This is a genomic window from Bradyrhizobium hereditatis, assembly GCF_020329435.1.
GTDB lineage: Bacteria > Pseudomonadota > Alphaproteobacteria > Rhizobiales > Xanthobacteraceae > Bradyrhizobium > Bradyrhizobium hereditatis.
In genome coordinates this window covers 16,544-30,947 of the sequence record NZ_JAGKJK010000010.1, presented here as the reverse complement: position 1 = coordinate 30,947, position 14,404 = coordinate 16,544, and the positions used below count along the sequence as shown (strand labels likewise).

Genomic DNA, 14,404 nt, shown 5'->3' with positions numbered 1-14,404 from the left:
CTTCGGGCAACACCGGGCAAAAGCTGGGCAATGCTAATGCAGCGGGCATCAGTCGCAGGGCATTTCGGCCGCCACTGAATTCCTGACAGGTGAGTTGCGGCGGGTGCGGGCCTGCTCGATCGATGTTATGAGCCTGCCGTGAGCGCAAGCGGCCGTCTCGATTCCTCTCGGGGAGCTGGTCAGCCGGCGCGCCGGTGACCTCGATCACGATTTCGTGATTGATGTGTCGTGTCGTAACAAATTGAAAGGTCGACCGAATTGCAGGGTAGGAGCGCCGGTGCGCGAGCGGGATGACGAGTGGACCGGCCTGATGCGGTCGGCCATTGAAGGCGATAGTGCGGCGTATCATCGCCTGCTCAAGGCCGTCACGCCGGTGCTCCGGGCCGCGGCGCGCCGTGGTCTGGCGCGGGCAGGGCAACCGGTCGATCAATCCGAGGATATCGTGCAGGACATTTTGCTGGCAGTCCATCTGAAGCGGCATACCTGGGATGTCAGCGCGCCGTTTGCCCCATGGCTGTTCGCGATCGCCCGCAACAAGCTGATTGATGCACTGCGACGCCGCGGCCGGCGCATTTTCGTCGATATCGACGATTTCGCCGAGACGCTGCCGAGCGAGATCCCGGCCGAGACCGCCTCGGCGAGTGAGGTGGCAGCCCAGCTCAAGACGTTGCCGGCGCGGCAGCGCGAGGTGCTGCATTCGATCGCGGTCGAAGCCGCCTCGATCAAGGACACGGCCGCGAAATTTTCCATGAGCGAGGGCGCGGTGCGCGTGGCGCTGCACCGGGGGCTGGCCAGCCTGACAGCGAAGCTACGGGAACACTGAAAATGGATACCGATCAGCTCATTCGAACGCTGGCAGCAGATAACGCGCATCGCGCGCGCCCCGTCGGCTTCGCGCTGATGCTGGCGCTGCTCGCAGCCGCCCCGGTTTCGCTGTTGATGTTCTTCACCGAACTCGGCGTCAGGCCAGACATCATGGTTGCGATACGCAATCCGTTCTTCGACTTGAAATTTGCGGTGACGCTGGCGCTCGCGATTGCGGCGATTGCCGTCAGCCTGCATCTCTCGCGCCCCGAGGCCTCTCTACGGGGATTTGGCTGGCTGCTGTTGGCGCCGGTCGGGATTCTGGCCGCGGCTATCGGCGGCGAGATGATGACGCCGCAACGAATGCCGATGATGACGCGGATGGTCGGCAAGAATTCCTCAGTCTGCCTGGTAGCAATCCCGCTGTTGTCGCTGCCGCTGCTGGCAGGTAGCCTGATCGGGCTGCGCCACGGGGCGCCGTCGCGGCCAGCTGTGAGCGGCGCCATCGCCGGACTGTTGTCGGCGGGGCTGGCGGCGACGCTCTACGCCTCGCACTGCACGGACGATTCACCGCTGTTCGTGGCAGCCTGGTACACAATCGCAACCGCGCTGGTGACCGCGGTCGGCGCGCTCGCCGGAGCGAAGCTGCTCAGATATTAGGGCGCCACGGGCGCGTTCTGCTGCATCCGGTGAAAGCGCAGCACCTGCTGCGCCGTTGACAGCCGCAGCCGCTCGTAGGTGTCCTTGCAGGCCGTCAGATCGGTCGGTTTCGCGCCGGAAAGTTCGTCGCGCATCTTGATGAGGCTCCTGACCGTCGACCATGATAGGCCCGCGACCTTCGCCAAAATCATCACGCCCTCAGCCCGGCTTTCGATCATCATGTTCTCGGCGATTGCCACCGGCACGTTGGCGAGCGCCGCGATCGAGGCATTGGCCTCGTCGAACTTCCCGGCGTTGGCAAACGTGGCCACCTGGGGTTCATCGAGCCGGCCGTCCTCGTACAGTGACCTGACCAGCGCATGGGCGATTGCGGTGTGCTTGGTGATCTCGGAGGTCGCCGAGCGCGCGCGCCGCGTGGCTTCCTTGACCACGGTCGGTACCTCGGCCGCCAGCTGCGGGTTGGCGGCCTCCAGCCGCTGCCGCACCGTATCGGAGGCTTTGGCGAGCAGTTTCAGATAGAGATGTCGCGGCACAGACGGCCGCATGCCGACAGCTGCCGTGAGAACGTCGTTCCCCTCGGCGCGGTCGACGAGGCGGGTGAAGCCGCGCTCGGTGAATTCCGCGCCGGGATTGTTCACAGTCGACTGCACCACTTCATCGTTGCCGCGCTGGACCAGCACGTCGGTAACCGCGCCGCTCAGGGTCTTGCGGGTCGAAATTGCCATCAAATGCGCCTGGCTCTTGCTGCGCGCATTCTCGATCAACGCCTTGTCGTCGAGTCGCGATGATTGCGACAGCACGGGACCGGCCACCTCGATGACATCGTCGAAGGCGAGCGCGCGGATGGTGAGCGGCGGGGCGGTATCGATCGGCGCGAGACGATTGGCAAGGAGCATCTTCGCCGAGGTTTCGATATGGTCGATCAGGCACTGAAAGACATCGTCGAACAGCCCGATCTGTTCGTCCGAATAATCAACGGCGCCGTTGATGAAGAGGTCTGTCACTCGGCGGAGCGTCTCCACCCGGCGCGCGACGGTGCCGTGCGTGAGGGTAGACTGCAATTCGTCGAGAAGGTTTCCCGGGGAGGGAGAAGTGGCGGCTTTCAAAATCATGACTCTATCCTGGAGCAAAACCGGCGGCGGGTTCTTCGCCACCGGAGCTGAAATATGTCGGATCAGGCGCTGGTAATGCGGTTGCGTCCCTGTGCTTTGGCTGCATAGAGCGCGCTGTCGGCGCGCGCGAGAAATGTGTCTGACGTCTCGTTCGGCTTGAGCGTTGCAACCCCGGCAGACATCGTCACCTTCATGCCCGGCGAAAACGCGCTCCAGTCCAAATCGGCAACAATGGTGCGCAGGCGGTCGAGCGCCCGCACCGCGCGCTCGGTTTCCATGCCGGGAAGCACCAGCAGAAATTCCTCGCCGCCATAGCGGCCGAACCGGTCGACGCTGCGGATATTGGCGAAAGTAGTGATGGAAAACGTGCGCAGCACCTCGTCGCCGGTCGGGTGGCCGTAGGCGTCGTTGATGCGCTTGAACCAGTCGAGATCGATCAGCGCGATCGAGCAGGGCGAACCGTTGCGCCCGGACCGTGCGATCTCTTCCTCCAGCATGCGCATGATGCTGCGGCGGTTCGATGCCCCGGTCAGTTCGTCGAGTTCGGCGAGCTCCTCGATCCGCTTGTATGCCGCCTTCAGTTCGAAGCTGCGGTCGTAGAGCATTTTGCGCATGGTAGAGCCGTACAGTCCGACGAAGGCGCATTGGCCGATCGTCAGCACAAAGGAAAGCATCGCCGCGACGCGTTCGGTCTGCGTGGTGATCGGCAGGCCGATCGGAGTGCTGCTAAGGAGGAAGATCGGCGCCAGGCCGATCATGGTGAGTGTCCAGGTAATGATCGCCTGCCGGGATGTCATCCGCAGTGCGCCGAAGCCGAAGATCAGGAATACGACGCTCAGGAAGACAAATCCGATCTGCGGGGCCGCCAGCAGGAAACAGAGCTGGAGCGCGACATGGCCGGCGACCTGAAAGATCGTGAGGTAGTGGTCCTCGAAGCGGTCGTTGAAGTGCGCTTCAGACAGCACGACGAAAATCGAGACCAATCCGATTCCGGAGAGGAAATAGGCCGACGGAATGATGATCGGGATGGTGCCGGCGTAGCAGTAAACCAGCAGCACCGACGTGATGAGCGTGTAGCTCACGCCTTGTACGGCCAGCATCTGGCGGCGTTGGCCGGCCCGGCGTTTCAATACTTCCGGCGGCTTGCGGGCGACGTGCGCGGTCGCGATGTGGGAGCTTTGCCCCTGAAGCAATGAAGCCGCGCTGTTCATGTCCCGTCGCTGTTGGAGTACGCCCGACGAAACTTTAGGGAATAAAGCCTTTAGGTTTGGTATCTTTTGGGCTCGAATCGGGTCCGTTAAATCCCTGCCACCGTGCTGTTTTCGCAGTGGAATCTGCCGAATTCCGATAGTAAGGAACCCGACATTTCGGGAAACCTTGCCATCACGCGGATGCTGCCCTGCCGGCGAACCCTTGCTAAGATTCAGGATGCGACTTTAGGAGAGTGTTTCCTTATTATGATACCAATCTCGGGGTTCAGCGCGTTGTTGCCGGGAAAATGGCGCGGCAACGGCCATCTGTGGGGTGGGTCACACATGCGATTCCGGCATTGCCGTAATGTGAAGAATCTCACTGTTCACATCGAACCGCCGGCCACTCCCGTCCGACCAACTTTGCGAGACGGCCATTGAGCGCGACACAGGCGGCTTCAGACGAAGTTCTGATCGCTCGGATCGCTCAAGGCGACCGGCTCGCCATGCAGGTGCTCTATGGAAGGCACCATGTCAGGGTATTCCGTTTCGGGCTTCGGCTCGTAAGGGATGAACAAGTCGCGGAAGATCTCATCAGCGAGGTTTTTCTCGATGTGTGGCGTCAGGCTGGCAAGTTCGAAGGCCGATCCGCCGTTACCACCTGGCTCTTGGCGATTACACGGTTTAAGGCCCTTTCGGCACTTCGGCGCCGCAAGGACGTTGGATTGGACGAAGAGACCGCGAACGCGATCGAGGATACGTCCGACGATCCGGAAGTCGTGGTGCAGAAGAAGGATACGGGTGAAGCGTTGCGCAAGTGCCTGACGGCACTTTCGCCTGAGCACCGGGAGATCGTCGATCTCGTCTACTACCACGAGAAGTCCGTGGAGGAAGTGGCCGAAATCGTCGGAATTCCGGAGAACACCGTCAAGACGCGCCTGTTTTATGCGCGCAAGAAATTGGCCGAGTTGCTCAAGGCAGCAGGCATAGAGCGAGGTTGGCCATGATGGCTGCGAGCAGGAAAATGCTGGAAGAACCCAGCGAGATCGAGATGCTGTTGCCGTTCCATGCGGCCGGCACTCTGAACGCGCGTGACGCACGCCGCGTCGAGGAAGCGCTCGCTAGCGATCCCGAGCTTGCGCGGCAGTATGCCGTCATCCGCGAAGAATACGCCGAGACGATCAGCCTCAACGAGAGCCTGGGCGCGCCGTCCGCGCGCGCCATGCAGAAGCTGTTTGCCGCGATCGATGGCGAGCCCGAGCGCAAGCCGTCGGTGTCGACGAATTTCTCCGCCCGGGTGTCCGAGTTCTTTGCGCGATTGTCGCCGCGCACGCTGGCCTGGTCGGCGAGTCTGGGCGCCGTCGCGCTGCTGTTGCAGGCCGGCGTCATCGGTGCCGTGCTGATGAAGAACCAGACCGCTTCGTACCAGACGGCGTCGCTGAGCATGAACGAGCCGTCCTCCGCGCCGATTACGCGCGATCTCGGAAGCAGCATCGCGCCGCCGCGCGCGCTGGTGCGGTTTACGCCCGAGGCACGGATCGCCGACATCACGGCGCTGCTCGACACCTATCAGGCCTCGATCATTGATGGCGCCAAGGGCGGCATGTTCCGGCTGCAGTTCGGCAAGCCGATGAGCAAGGACGAAGCCGCTGGCGTGATCAGCAGGTTGCAGCGCGAGAAGATCGTCAGCCTGGCGGTGGCTACGCCGTAAGGCGCCTGCGCGGGACGGGTAGATCGAGGTCCCATGGTGCATGATCGCGAGAGTTGGCGGCTGAAGATCCTGCGCGCAGCAGGGATGCTGTCGGCCGCATTATTGCCGCTGATCGCTTTCGGACCCTCAGAGGTGCATGCGCAAAGCATCATGCGCACTCCCAGTCTGAACGTTGGCGCGCGGGTCCCCACCATCAGTCCAACGGTGACGCCGCGGATCAATCCGGCCCTCGCAGCCCGGCCGAGCGTAAGCGCGGACAGGGTGGCGCGCACGCCACCGACCCGGATCGGTACCACGAGCTTGCGAGTGCGCCCCGAGGCCGGCGTGCGGTCGACGCTGCCCCATGCGCGGTTTTCGCCCAACCTCTATCCGGCTTGTCAGCAAGCGTTTCGCGGTCCCGACGGCGAGTGCTTCGACCGTCCGGTGATGTCGGCCGCCGGCGGCAATGCCAAGCCGATCTCAGCCAAGAAGGGCGGTGGCGGATCGGGCAAGAACAACGCGCAGACCGCGGTCAATCTGCGCGCGATCAAGAACGAGCTTGTTGCCGAGATCGACGGCGCATTGTCGACTGCCGAGACGGACGAACTGGCCCGGCGTCACGGACTGGAGCGCATCGCCTCGCAGAGTTTTCGGCTGCTCGGTAGCACCATCGGCCTGTTCCGCATCGTCGATAACCGGCCGGTGGATACGGTGCGCCGCGAGCTTACGGCTGACGGCAGCGTGCGTTCGGTGCAGCTCAATTTCCGTTATTTCCTGCAGGACCAAAAGAAGCCTGCGGCCGAAGGCGACGCCGCGCAATACGCTGTTGCCCAGCTTCGGCTGCCGCAGGCGCACGCGCTCGTACGCGGCATGAATGTCACCATCGCGGTGATCGATTCCGGCGTCGACGCTAAACATCCCGAACTCGCCAATTCTGTCGCCGACAGCTTCGATGCGCTCGGCAGCAAGGAAGGTCCGCATGTCCATGGCACCGGCATTGCGGGTGCGATCGTCGCCCATGCCAGGCTGATGGGCAGCGCGCCGGAGGCGAGGCTGCTCGCGATCCGCGCCTTCGGCTCGGGCGCGAAGGGCGCGGAGAGCACCTCCTATGTGATCCTCAGAGGTTTGGACTACGCCGCCGAGCACGGTGCGCAGATCATCAATATGAGCTTTGCCGGCCCGAAGGATCCGCTGATCGAGCGGGGGATCGCGGCGACGGCGGCCCGTGGCATCCTGATGGTGGCTGCCGCCGGCAATGCCGGCCCGAAATCACCGCCGCTCTATCCGGCCGCCAATCCGAATGTCATCGCGGTGAGCGGCACTGACGCACAGGAAAAGCTGTTTGCGGCGTCGAACCGCGGCAACCACATCGCGATAGCAGCGCCGGGTGCGGACATCTTCCTGCCCGCGCCCGATGAAAAGTATCAGATCACGTCAGGCACGTCGTTCTCCGCTGCCTATGTCAGCGGCGTTGCGGCCTTGATCATGGAGCGCAATCCAGCGCTGAAGCCGGGCGACATTCGAGCCATCCTGACGAAGACCGCGCGCGATCTCGGCGCCCCCGGCCGCGACGATCAGTTCGGGGCAGGCAAGGCCGATGCCTTTGCCGCCGTGACCGCGGCCGCCGCCGCACCGGCGGTTCCGCTTGCTTCGGCTTCCGGCAAGCCTGCGACCGAAAAAACGCCGCCGCTCGACCCGTCCGCCGATAACGCTTCCGTGAGCCGTGCGCTGAATGACGCGTCCCCGTCGGTGGCATCGGAGAAATCGGCAGCAAACGCCGCCAAATAGTGCCGTTACGCCGCAATTTCCGGCAATCGCCCCCAAACATAAGGGTCAAAAAAATCGTCGGGCGTTTTGAACGTCCGGTGAGGGGGTTGCGACTTATGTACGTGGGAGCGGTAATCCCTCCCCAGTAGCTGTATTCGGCGCGAGCGCCCATCCACCCCAAGCGCCCATATAGCTTCGACCCGTCCGGTTGTCCCCCCGGACGGGTCTTTCATTTTTAGCAGATGTTTTCCGAAGAGGCTGCGCTGCAATGCGGTGTCGGCGCAAACCGCCGGGCGATCCTCGGGCGCTTCAGTCGCTTCCGGCACTAGACAACGAAAAAGTTTTCCACAGAATATCCATATTCTATCCTGCTGATTCGTCCCGGTTGCGTCTGCGTCTGTCTCTCTCATTGGGGCTGATTGATGACACGCCGAGACGTGGCACGTGGCCGCGATATTGTCGCGCGCTGGTGCACCCTGGCCGAGCAACGGCTGGAATATCTTACTGAGCTATTCGAGACCGGGCGCTGGCGCCGCTTTCACACCGAACGCGAATTTCTCGAAAACATCCGGGAAGCCAAGGCCGCCGTCGCAACGTGGCGAGATCTCTTGAATCGCGAGGCCGCGCTCGACAACACGACGATCGACCTGGCCTGGCTCGGCCGGCGCAGGACGGGGCCGCTGCTCCTGACACCGCTGCCGCGCGATGAGGGCTATCGCCAGCCGATCGTGCAGCTTCAGCCGCAACCGGCGGCGGTCGCCGCGCCGCCGCGGCGCGAGGTTTCTGCTGACATTCTGGTCGCGCCGGAGAACAACATCGCCGTTGCGGACGAAGCGCCGTCCGCGCCCGACGTCCTGGTGCTGGACGACGTCTCGTTCCCGGCACTCGACCTCGATGCGATGAAGGAGCGCTATCCGCTGCTGCGCAACGCGCTGTAGCCAGTACGAGGAAGGCGCAAACTACCGCCGCACCGCGTTGCCGCCGACCACGACCTGCGCGTAGCGCTGCGCGCCTTCGGCGGACAGATCGGTCGTGATGGTGCGGGCGTGATCGAGCCCGACCACCGCGCCGCGCGGAGTTTCGGAAATCATGTTGTTGTTGACCAGCGCCGTGCCGGCGCCAGGCACTACCGAAACGCCGACGCCGACGAAGGCGTTGCGGATCACATTGCCCGTGATGGCGACGTCGCGGAGATATTTGCCCCAGCCGGCGATGATGCCGAATGAGGGCGCATTTTCAACGACGTTACCTGTCACCGTCGAATCCGCCTCGACATAGATGCCAATGCCGGCGTCGTCATCGGGCGCAGTGCCGATCGGCCGCTTCGGCAAGAGATTACGGATGATGTTGCCCTGGACGACTGCGATGCGGCCGCCTTCGTTGAAATTGCAGACGGAGACGCCGACGGCTGCGCCATCCACCGTGTTGTTGGCGATCACCGCGCCCTCGAAAGCGAACTCGGAGTAGAGCGCGACCTCGCGGACGTTACTGACGCTGTTGCCCGTAATCTGGATATTGGACGCCGAATTGCCGCGCACTGCCGAATAATCGCAATTCTTGATGCGGTTGCCGCGCACGATCACATTGCCGGCGCGGTAGGCGTTGATAGCGTTGCCATATTGCCCGGAGCCGCCGGGCCCAGCCTTGATGTCCTCGATGCGGTTGTCGAGAACCAGCGTGCCATCATCGCCGATCGCGGTGCGCAGGATTTCAATGCCGTTGTCGTTGGTATCGATGATGGTGTTGCGCGAGACGATCAGGCCCTTCGCGTCGAACGACACGACCGCAGTCGTCGCGATCTTCCGGAAAATGTTGCCGGAAATATCGCCGGAGACCTGCTCGAACCAGATGCCGTTGCCGCCGCTGTCTGTGATTTCGCAATCAGTGATGCGAACGTCGCGGCCGCCGAGGCAATGGATGAGCCCGTGGCGTGGCGGCAAGGGAATGCTGCCGCCGTCAAGCGTCAGGCCGGTCAAGCCGACGCTGCCGGCACTTTCGCCCAGAAACATCGAGGTGCCGCCGGTGAACACGAGCTTGGTCGCGCCGCGCACGCCGACCAGTTGCGTGCCGTTCGCAAGGCGCAGCATGCCGGTGCGATAAACGCCTGGCGGCAGCGCCAGCGGCACTTGCGCGCGCGCCGCCTCGTCGATCGCGCGTTGCAGTTTTGCGGTTTGATCGTCGGGGCTGCCGGGACGCACGCCATATTGGGTGACATCGCGGCCGAGCGTGGACGTGAGGGGCGCCGCACGCGCAGGCTCGGGCGCCATGGCGAGCGCGCCGGCGACGCCGGCGGCGGATCCTCCAATGAGATGACGGCGGTTCATGTCCATGGTGAATGGCCCTCGCGCTCTGCGGTCGCGGCATTCGCGTTTTCCCTAGGTATCGCGGAAATGCGGCTCCGCATGGTGAAGATGACGACAGGAAGCGCGGATTGTTGAGGGTAGGGTTAATGTTGGGTACGGCCGCCTCTAGATCCTCATGGTGAGGAGGCGCGTAGCGCCGTCTCGAACCATGTGGCCCGGCCGGTGCCATTCATCCTTCGAGACGCGCGTTCCGCGCTCCTCAGGATAAGATCTGACAGGCGCCGGTGGGCACGCAGCGCTCTACCCACCTCACGAATTACGCAGCCCTTCTTGCCAGCCGCACCATCTCCAGCAGCATCGCTTCGCCAGCGTCGACCAGTTCCTCCAGCGTGATGCGCGGAAAACCCTTTCGCCTGACCGCGCCGCTGCGCGCGAGTGGCGGGATATGGACGAAGGCGGCGAGGCGAGGGCCATTGTCGCCATTCACTGTCTCGATCGCGCGCCAGCACAGATAGTTGCAGAGATAGCTGCCGGCATCACGCGAAGCGCGGGCGTTGATCCCCGTGCTCCTGGCGACACGCAGCAATTTCGCGGTATGCGGGCCGAACCTCTGCGAATCGGCGCCCTCCGCTATCGAGCCCTTTCGGGCGCGTGTCTGTGCGGCATCGGGCCACAGCATGGTGACAGCGTTGCGGGCGCGGGTTTCGATCCGCAGATACGGCGTCCGCGAGGCAAGGCCGAACATCAACAGCGCATGCGGCCTGTGCTGCTGCAGGGCGAGCGGCAGTTCACGATCGACCGCGGTGTAGGTTACGGGAAAGATGTGGCTGGACAGTTCGACATCGCTGAAGGCAGGACGGCGCAGCCGCGTCAGGCGCGCGATCAGCGGCTGCGTCGGATTGTAGGGCGCGCCGGGAAACGGGCCGAAGCCGGTAATGAGGACGCGCAGCTTGTCGCTCACCGCAGCCACTCCGCGATCTGCTCGGCGGCGAGTGCCGGCGTGATGCGGCCGTCGGCGACGTCGGCCTCGGTCTTCTTGACCTTGGCGCGGATCGCGGCATCGGAACGCAGTCGCGCCATCATCCGCTGCTCCAGCATCGACCACATCCACTTCACCTGCTGCTCACGCCGCCGACCCGCGAACTCGCCCGAGGCGTTCATGGCGGTGCGGTGATCGACGATCTTCTGCCACAGCGTGTCCATGCCCGTGCCCGTCAGCGCAGAATAGGTCACGACCGGCGGATGCCAATGCTCCGAGCGTGGGCTCAGAATATGCAGCGCGGAGCGATATTCCGCCGCCGCCGTGTTGGCGCGCTTGATGTTGTCGCCGTCGGCCTTGTTGATCGCGATCATGTCGGCGAGTTCGACCAGACCTTTCTTGATGCCCTGCAATTCGTCGCCGGCGCCGGGCAGCATCAGGGCGAGGAAGAAGTCCGTCATGTCGCAGACGGCGGTTTCGGACTGGCCGATGCCGACCGTCTCCACCAGCACCACGTCGAAGCCGGCCGCCTCGCACAGCAGCATGGCCTCGCGGGTCTTGGCGGCGACGCCGCCGAGCGTGCCGGACGAGGGCGATGGGCGGATGAAGGCGGCTTCCGAGTTTGCGAGCCGCGCCATCCGCGTCTTGTCGCCGAGGATCGAGCCGCCGGTGCGCGCCGAGGAGGGATCCACCGCCAGCACCGCGACCTTGTGGCCGCGCTGGATCAGGAACATTCCGAGCGCGTCGATGGTAGTGGATTTGCCGACCCCGGGCGAGCCGGTGATGCCGACGCGGAACGCCTTGCCGCTGTCAGGCAACAGCGCCTGCACAAGATCCCGGGCGGCGGCCTGGTGATCGCTGCGCCGGCTTTCGATCAGGGTGATCGCGCGCGCCAGCGCCGCGCGCTGGCCGGCACGGAGGTCCTTGGCTAGAGCCTTTATGTCAACGGTGCTTTTGCTCATCGTATCGGAAGCTGCTTTCTTACGGGCAAATTCACCGATTGTAGTAGATCTTGATGGGATAGCTGTACTTTCTCCCTTGCTTCTCACACCACTCAAGAAAGGAGCCCGTCGGATCCTTCGTATAGGTTATCCAATCGGCGATCAGGGTGTCGAAGTAATGCACCTCGGACGTAAGGTGAGCAAGCGCTTCGGCTTCAGGGGCATTTGTTATAAGCTCTTTGGCGTGGGCTAAGGCCGCGATCACTGCGTCGACATTGCCGAGGAAGACAGTTTCATCGAGATGATGTGTCGCATGTTCGGCGCAGGAAAGATCACTCTGGATCAACATCTTCCGTACTGGAATGTCTTCCGGGCACATCGAAAGAGCTTTACCGAGTAGTTCATTGTCACGAGATAGAATGCCGAGCCATCGCACCGGTGCGCATCCATGACCGGAGTGTCGGCAGCAAGAACCGCGTAATTAGCGGTTGCGTCAGAAACTGATGGGCTCCGCTTGCGCGGGCGCTTAATTCCAATATGGTAATCGCGGCTGAACGGGCGGCAGCGCTGTCAAATGAGCGCGCCACTGAAAGAAAGTCTTCAAGCGCAGAGAACGCTTCGCGGCGCAGTCCCCTCTCGCGATAGCGGCAGTAGCTGGCGAGCGCGATGAGATTGGGGTGAGAATCTAACTCTTCAGAAAGCTTCGCGAGATCCTCGAAATTTCTCCTATTCCAGTAGAACATGTTAGCAAGTGACAAACGAATTTGATTGCGGATTGATGCGTGCTCGCCAGCAACTCACGGCATCTGCGATACTGGTCATGATAGAATCCTAGCACGTTAGCGCCTTCCCGCCCAGTGCGGACGGGAAGTTCGATCATCCCCACGGTCTACAACGGCGTACAGGCGAGGGACCTGCGCGGGTCGTTCAGCGGGCCGACGTGGCAACGATGGGCTCGCGCCTGAATTTCCGCCACACCCAGACCAGCACCGGCCAGATCAGCGCGCCGATCGCCATGGCGGCGAGGATTGCAGCGATCGGCCGCTCGAAGAACGGCAGCACGCTGCCGTCCGACTTGATCAGCGAGGTGACGAAACTCTGCTCGATCATGGTGCCCATCACGATGCCGAGCACCATCGCGGCGACCGGATAGCCGTTTTCTTCCATGACATAGCCGATGACCCCGAAGGTCGCGACGATAACGACGCCGAATATGTTGTTGCCGATCGCGAACGACCCGACCGCGCAGCACAGCATGATGACCGGCATCACGGTGGAACGCGGCGCGCGCAGCACATGACTCGCCAGCCGGATCATGACGATACCAAGCGGGATCATGATGATGTTGGCGATGATGAACATCAGGTAGATCGCGTACATGCTCGACGCCTTTTCGGTGAACAGCGTCGGGCCCGGATTGAGGCCTTTCATGTAGAGCACGCCGATCGCAATCGCCGCGATGGTATCGCCGGGAATGCCGAACAGGAGCGAGGGCACCCAGCCAGAGGCGATGCTAGCGTTGTTGCTGGCGCCGGCTTCGACTAGGCCCTCGACATGGCCGGTACCGAACTTCTCGGGTTCCTTCGAGAAGCGCTTGGACATGGCGTAGCTGACCCAGGCGGCCATGTCGGCACCGGCGCCCGGCAGCACGCCGATGATGATGCCGATGATGTTCCCGCGCGTCATCTGCCAGTTGTACTTCTTGGTGAGCTTCCACTGGCCCGCCAAGATGCTCCCGAACTTGCGCCGCGGGATCGGCGGCGGCTCCGGCGTCAGCATCGCACGCATCACCTGCGCCACGGCAAACACGCCGACCAGTGCCGGGATCGGCTCGATGCCACCAAAGAGGTTGGTCATGCCGAACGTGAAGCGCGGCACGCCGCCGGGATTTTCGATACCGATGCACGCGACCAGGAGGCCGATGAACATGCTGGCGATCGCCTTCACCGGCGAAGAGCGCGCGACCAGCGTGGCGCACATCAGGCCCAAGAATGCGAGCCAGAAATATTCGAAAGTCGAGAACGACAGCGCGATCTCGGCCAGTGGCGGCGCCAGGATCATCAGCGAGAGCGTGCCCGCGATGCCGCCGACGGCGGAGAACCAGACGCCGGCACCGAGCGCGAGTTCGGCCTCGCCCTTGCGGGTCATCGCATAGGCTTCGTCGGCGTAAGCCGCCGAGGCGGGGGTGCCGGGAATGCGCAGCAGCGCGCCGGGAATGTCACCGGCGAAGATCGCCATCGTGGATGCCGCCACGATGGTGGCGATCGCGGCGATCGGCGACAGATAGAACGTGACGGGGACCAGCAGCGCGGTCGCCATGGTCGCGGACAGGCCGGGTAGCGAACCGATGACGAGGCCGTAGACCGATGCCGCCAGCATCGCGATGATGACTTCCCAGGTGGTGATGAGCGAGAAGGCTTGCGTGAGAGTATTGAGCATTGATCACCAGGGCATCGGCAAAACGCCGGGCGGCAGCGGCACGCGCAGCAACTTTGAGAAAATCAGGTGGATGCCGATCGGCGCAAGCAGCGCGAGCGGCAACGCAATCTTCCAGCGGGCGCCGAGCGCGGTCGAGGTCACGTAGACGATCATCGCCGCCGTGAGAATGAAGCCGAGCCGCTCGGCGATCGCGACGTAAAGCAGCAGCAACGCCGGCGGGAGCAGGGCGCGCAGACCATAGAGCTTGTTGGTCGGTGGCGGCGGCTGGCCGCCCTCGACCGGAATGAGGTGCTCTTCCTCTTCGAAGCTGCGACCGATCCCGAAGGTGATCGCGAGCCCGCATAGCGCAAGACCCGTTCCGATCACCAGTGGAAAGACGTTCGGCCCGACCGGCTGGCCGGGCACCGGCGGCAGTTGCCAGCCGCCATAGGCGGCGGCCGCGCCGAGGCCAACGAGAAACAGACCCGTGACGCGATCGGGTAGACGCATGAACTGGCTCCGCAGAGGACGATGTCAGCC

At 63.4% G+C, this 14,404-nt stretch carries 14 protein-coding genes; 6 read left to right on the top strand and 8 right to left on the bottom strand.

Annotated features, from left to right (window positions below):
* Positions 1-277 precede the first annotated feature (277 nt).
* Complete coding sequence (locus J6524_RS22940) at positions 278-823, top strand: sigma-70 family RNA polymerase sigma factor (RefSeq protein WP_225674695.1); 546 nt, start codon at positions 278-280, stop codon at positions 821-823.
* 2 nt (positions 824-825) lie between these two features.
* The gene (locus J6524_RS22935) at positions 826-1,464 is read left to right on the top strand and encodes an NrsF family protein (RefSeq protein ID WP_225674693.1); all 639 of its coding nucleotides are present in this window, start codon (positions 826-828) and stop codon (positions 1,462-1,464) included.
* On the opposite strand, the gene J6524_RS22930 is transcribed toward J6524_RS22935, so the two are convergent.
* Positions 1,461-2,576: a DUF2336 domain-containing protein gene (locus J6524_RS22930; protein WP_225674691.1), complete on the bottom strand. Its 1,116-nt coding sequence runs from the start codon at positions 2,574-2,576 to the stop codon at positions 1,461-1,463. The two genes, J6524_RS22935 and J6524_RS22930, sit on opposite strands and share 4 nt — an antisense overlap.
* A gap of 62 nt (positions 2,577-2,638) precedes the next feature.
* Entirely contained in the window at positions 2,639-3,787 is a 1,149-nt protein-coding gene (locus J6524_RS22925; protein WP_225674689.1) for a GGDEF domain-containing protein, read from the bottom strand.
* A 416-nt stretch (positions 3,788-4,203) separates the two neighbouring features.
* Here J6524_RS22925 and J6524_RS22920 point away from each other — a divergent pair, with 416 nt between their 5' ends.
* The 4 genes from J6524_RS22920 (at position 4,204) to J6524_RS22905 (ending at position 8,161) form a co-directional block, all read left to right on the top strand.
* The gene (locus J6524_RS22920; protein WP_225674687.1) at positions 4,204-4,773 is read left to right on the top strand and encodes a sigma-70 family RNA polymerase sigma factor; all 570 of its coding nucleotides are present in this window, start codon (positions 4,204-4,206) and stop codon (positions 4,771-4,773) included.
* Positions 4,770-5,477: a hypothetical protein gene (locus J6524_RS22915; protein ID WP_225674686.1), complete on the top strand. Its 708-nt coding sequence runs from the start codon at positions 4,770-4,772 to the stop codon at positions 5,475-5,477. Before J6524_RS22920 ends, J6524_RS22915 begins: the two co-directional genes overlap by 4 nt.
* Positions 5,478-5,510: 33 nt before the next feature.
* A complete protein-coding gene (locus tag J6524_RS22910) occupies positions 5,511-7,244 on the top strand; it encodes a S8 family serine peptidase (RefSeq protein ID WP_376712062.1) in 1,734 nt (577 codons plus the stop codon).
* 401 nt (positions 7,245-7,645) lie between these two features.
* Positions 7,646-8,161: a TIGR03809 family protein gene (locus J6524_RS22905; protein ID WP_225674684.1), complete on the top strand. Its 516-nt coding sequence runs from the start codon at positions 7,646-7,648 to the stop codon at positions 8,159-8,161.
* A 21-nt stretch (positions 8,162-8,182) separates the two neighbouring features.
* Here J6524_RS22905 and J6524_RS22900 read toward each other — a convergent pair whose 3' ends face one another.
* The 6 genes from J6524_RS22900 to J6524_RS22875 all read right to left on the bottom strand — a co-directional run bounded on the left by J6524_RS22900 (position 8,183) and on the right by J6524_RS22875 (position 14,374).
* Positions 8,183-9,553, bottom strand: coding sequence for a TIGR03808 family TAT-translocated repetitive protein (locus tag J6524_RS22900; RefSeq protein WP_225674682.1), 1,371 nt, complete (start codon positions 9,551-9,553; stop codon positions 8,183-8,185).
* 289 nt (positions 9,554-9,842) lie between these two features.
* Positions 9,843-10,487 carry a pyroglutamyl-peptidase I gene (locus J6524_RS22895; RefSeq protein ID WP_225674680.1) on the bottom strand — a complete coding sequence of 215 codons (645 nt, stop codon included), beginning with the start codon at positions 10,485-10,487 and terminating at the stop codon, positions 9,843-9,845.
* Entirely contained in the window at positions 10,484-11,467 is a 984-nt protein-coding gene (meaB, locus tag J6524_RS22890; RefSeq protein ID WP_225674679.1) for a methylmalonyl Co-A mutase-associated GTPase MeaB, read from the bottom strand. The genes J6524_RS22895 and meaB overlap by 4 nt, the downstream gene beginning before the upstream one ends.
* Before the next feature lie 31 nt (positions 11,468-11,498).
* Positions 11,499-11,882 carry a hypothetical protein gene (locus J6524_RS22885; protein ID WP_225674677.1) on the bottom strand — a complete coding sequence of 128 codons (384 nt, stop codon included), beginning with the start codon at positions 11,880-11,882 and terminating at the stop codon, positions 11,499-11,501.
* A gap of 491 nt (positions 11,883-12,373) precedes the next feature.
* Positions 12,374-13,885, bottom strand: coding sequence for a tripartite tricarboxylate transporter permease (locus J6524_RS22880; protein ID WP_225674675.1), 1,512 nt, complete (start codon positions 13,883-13,885; stop codon positions 12,374-12,376).
* A gap of 3 nt (positions 13,886-13,888) precedes the next feature.
* Positions 13,889-14,374 (bottom strand): tripartite tricarboxylate transporter TctB family protein, encoded by a 486-nt coding sequence (locus tag J6524_RS22875; RefSeq protein WP_225674674.1) that lies wholly within the window; start codon positions 14,372-14,374, stop codon positions 13,889-13,891.
* Between the last annotated feature and the right edge of the window lie 30 nt (positions 14,375-14,404).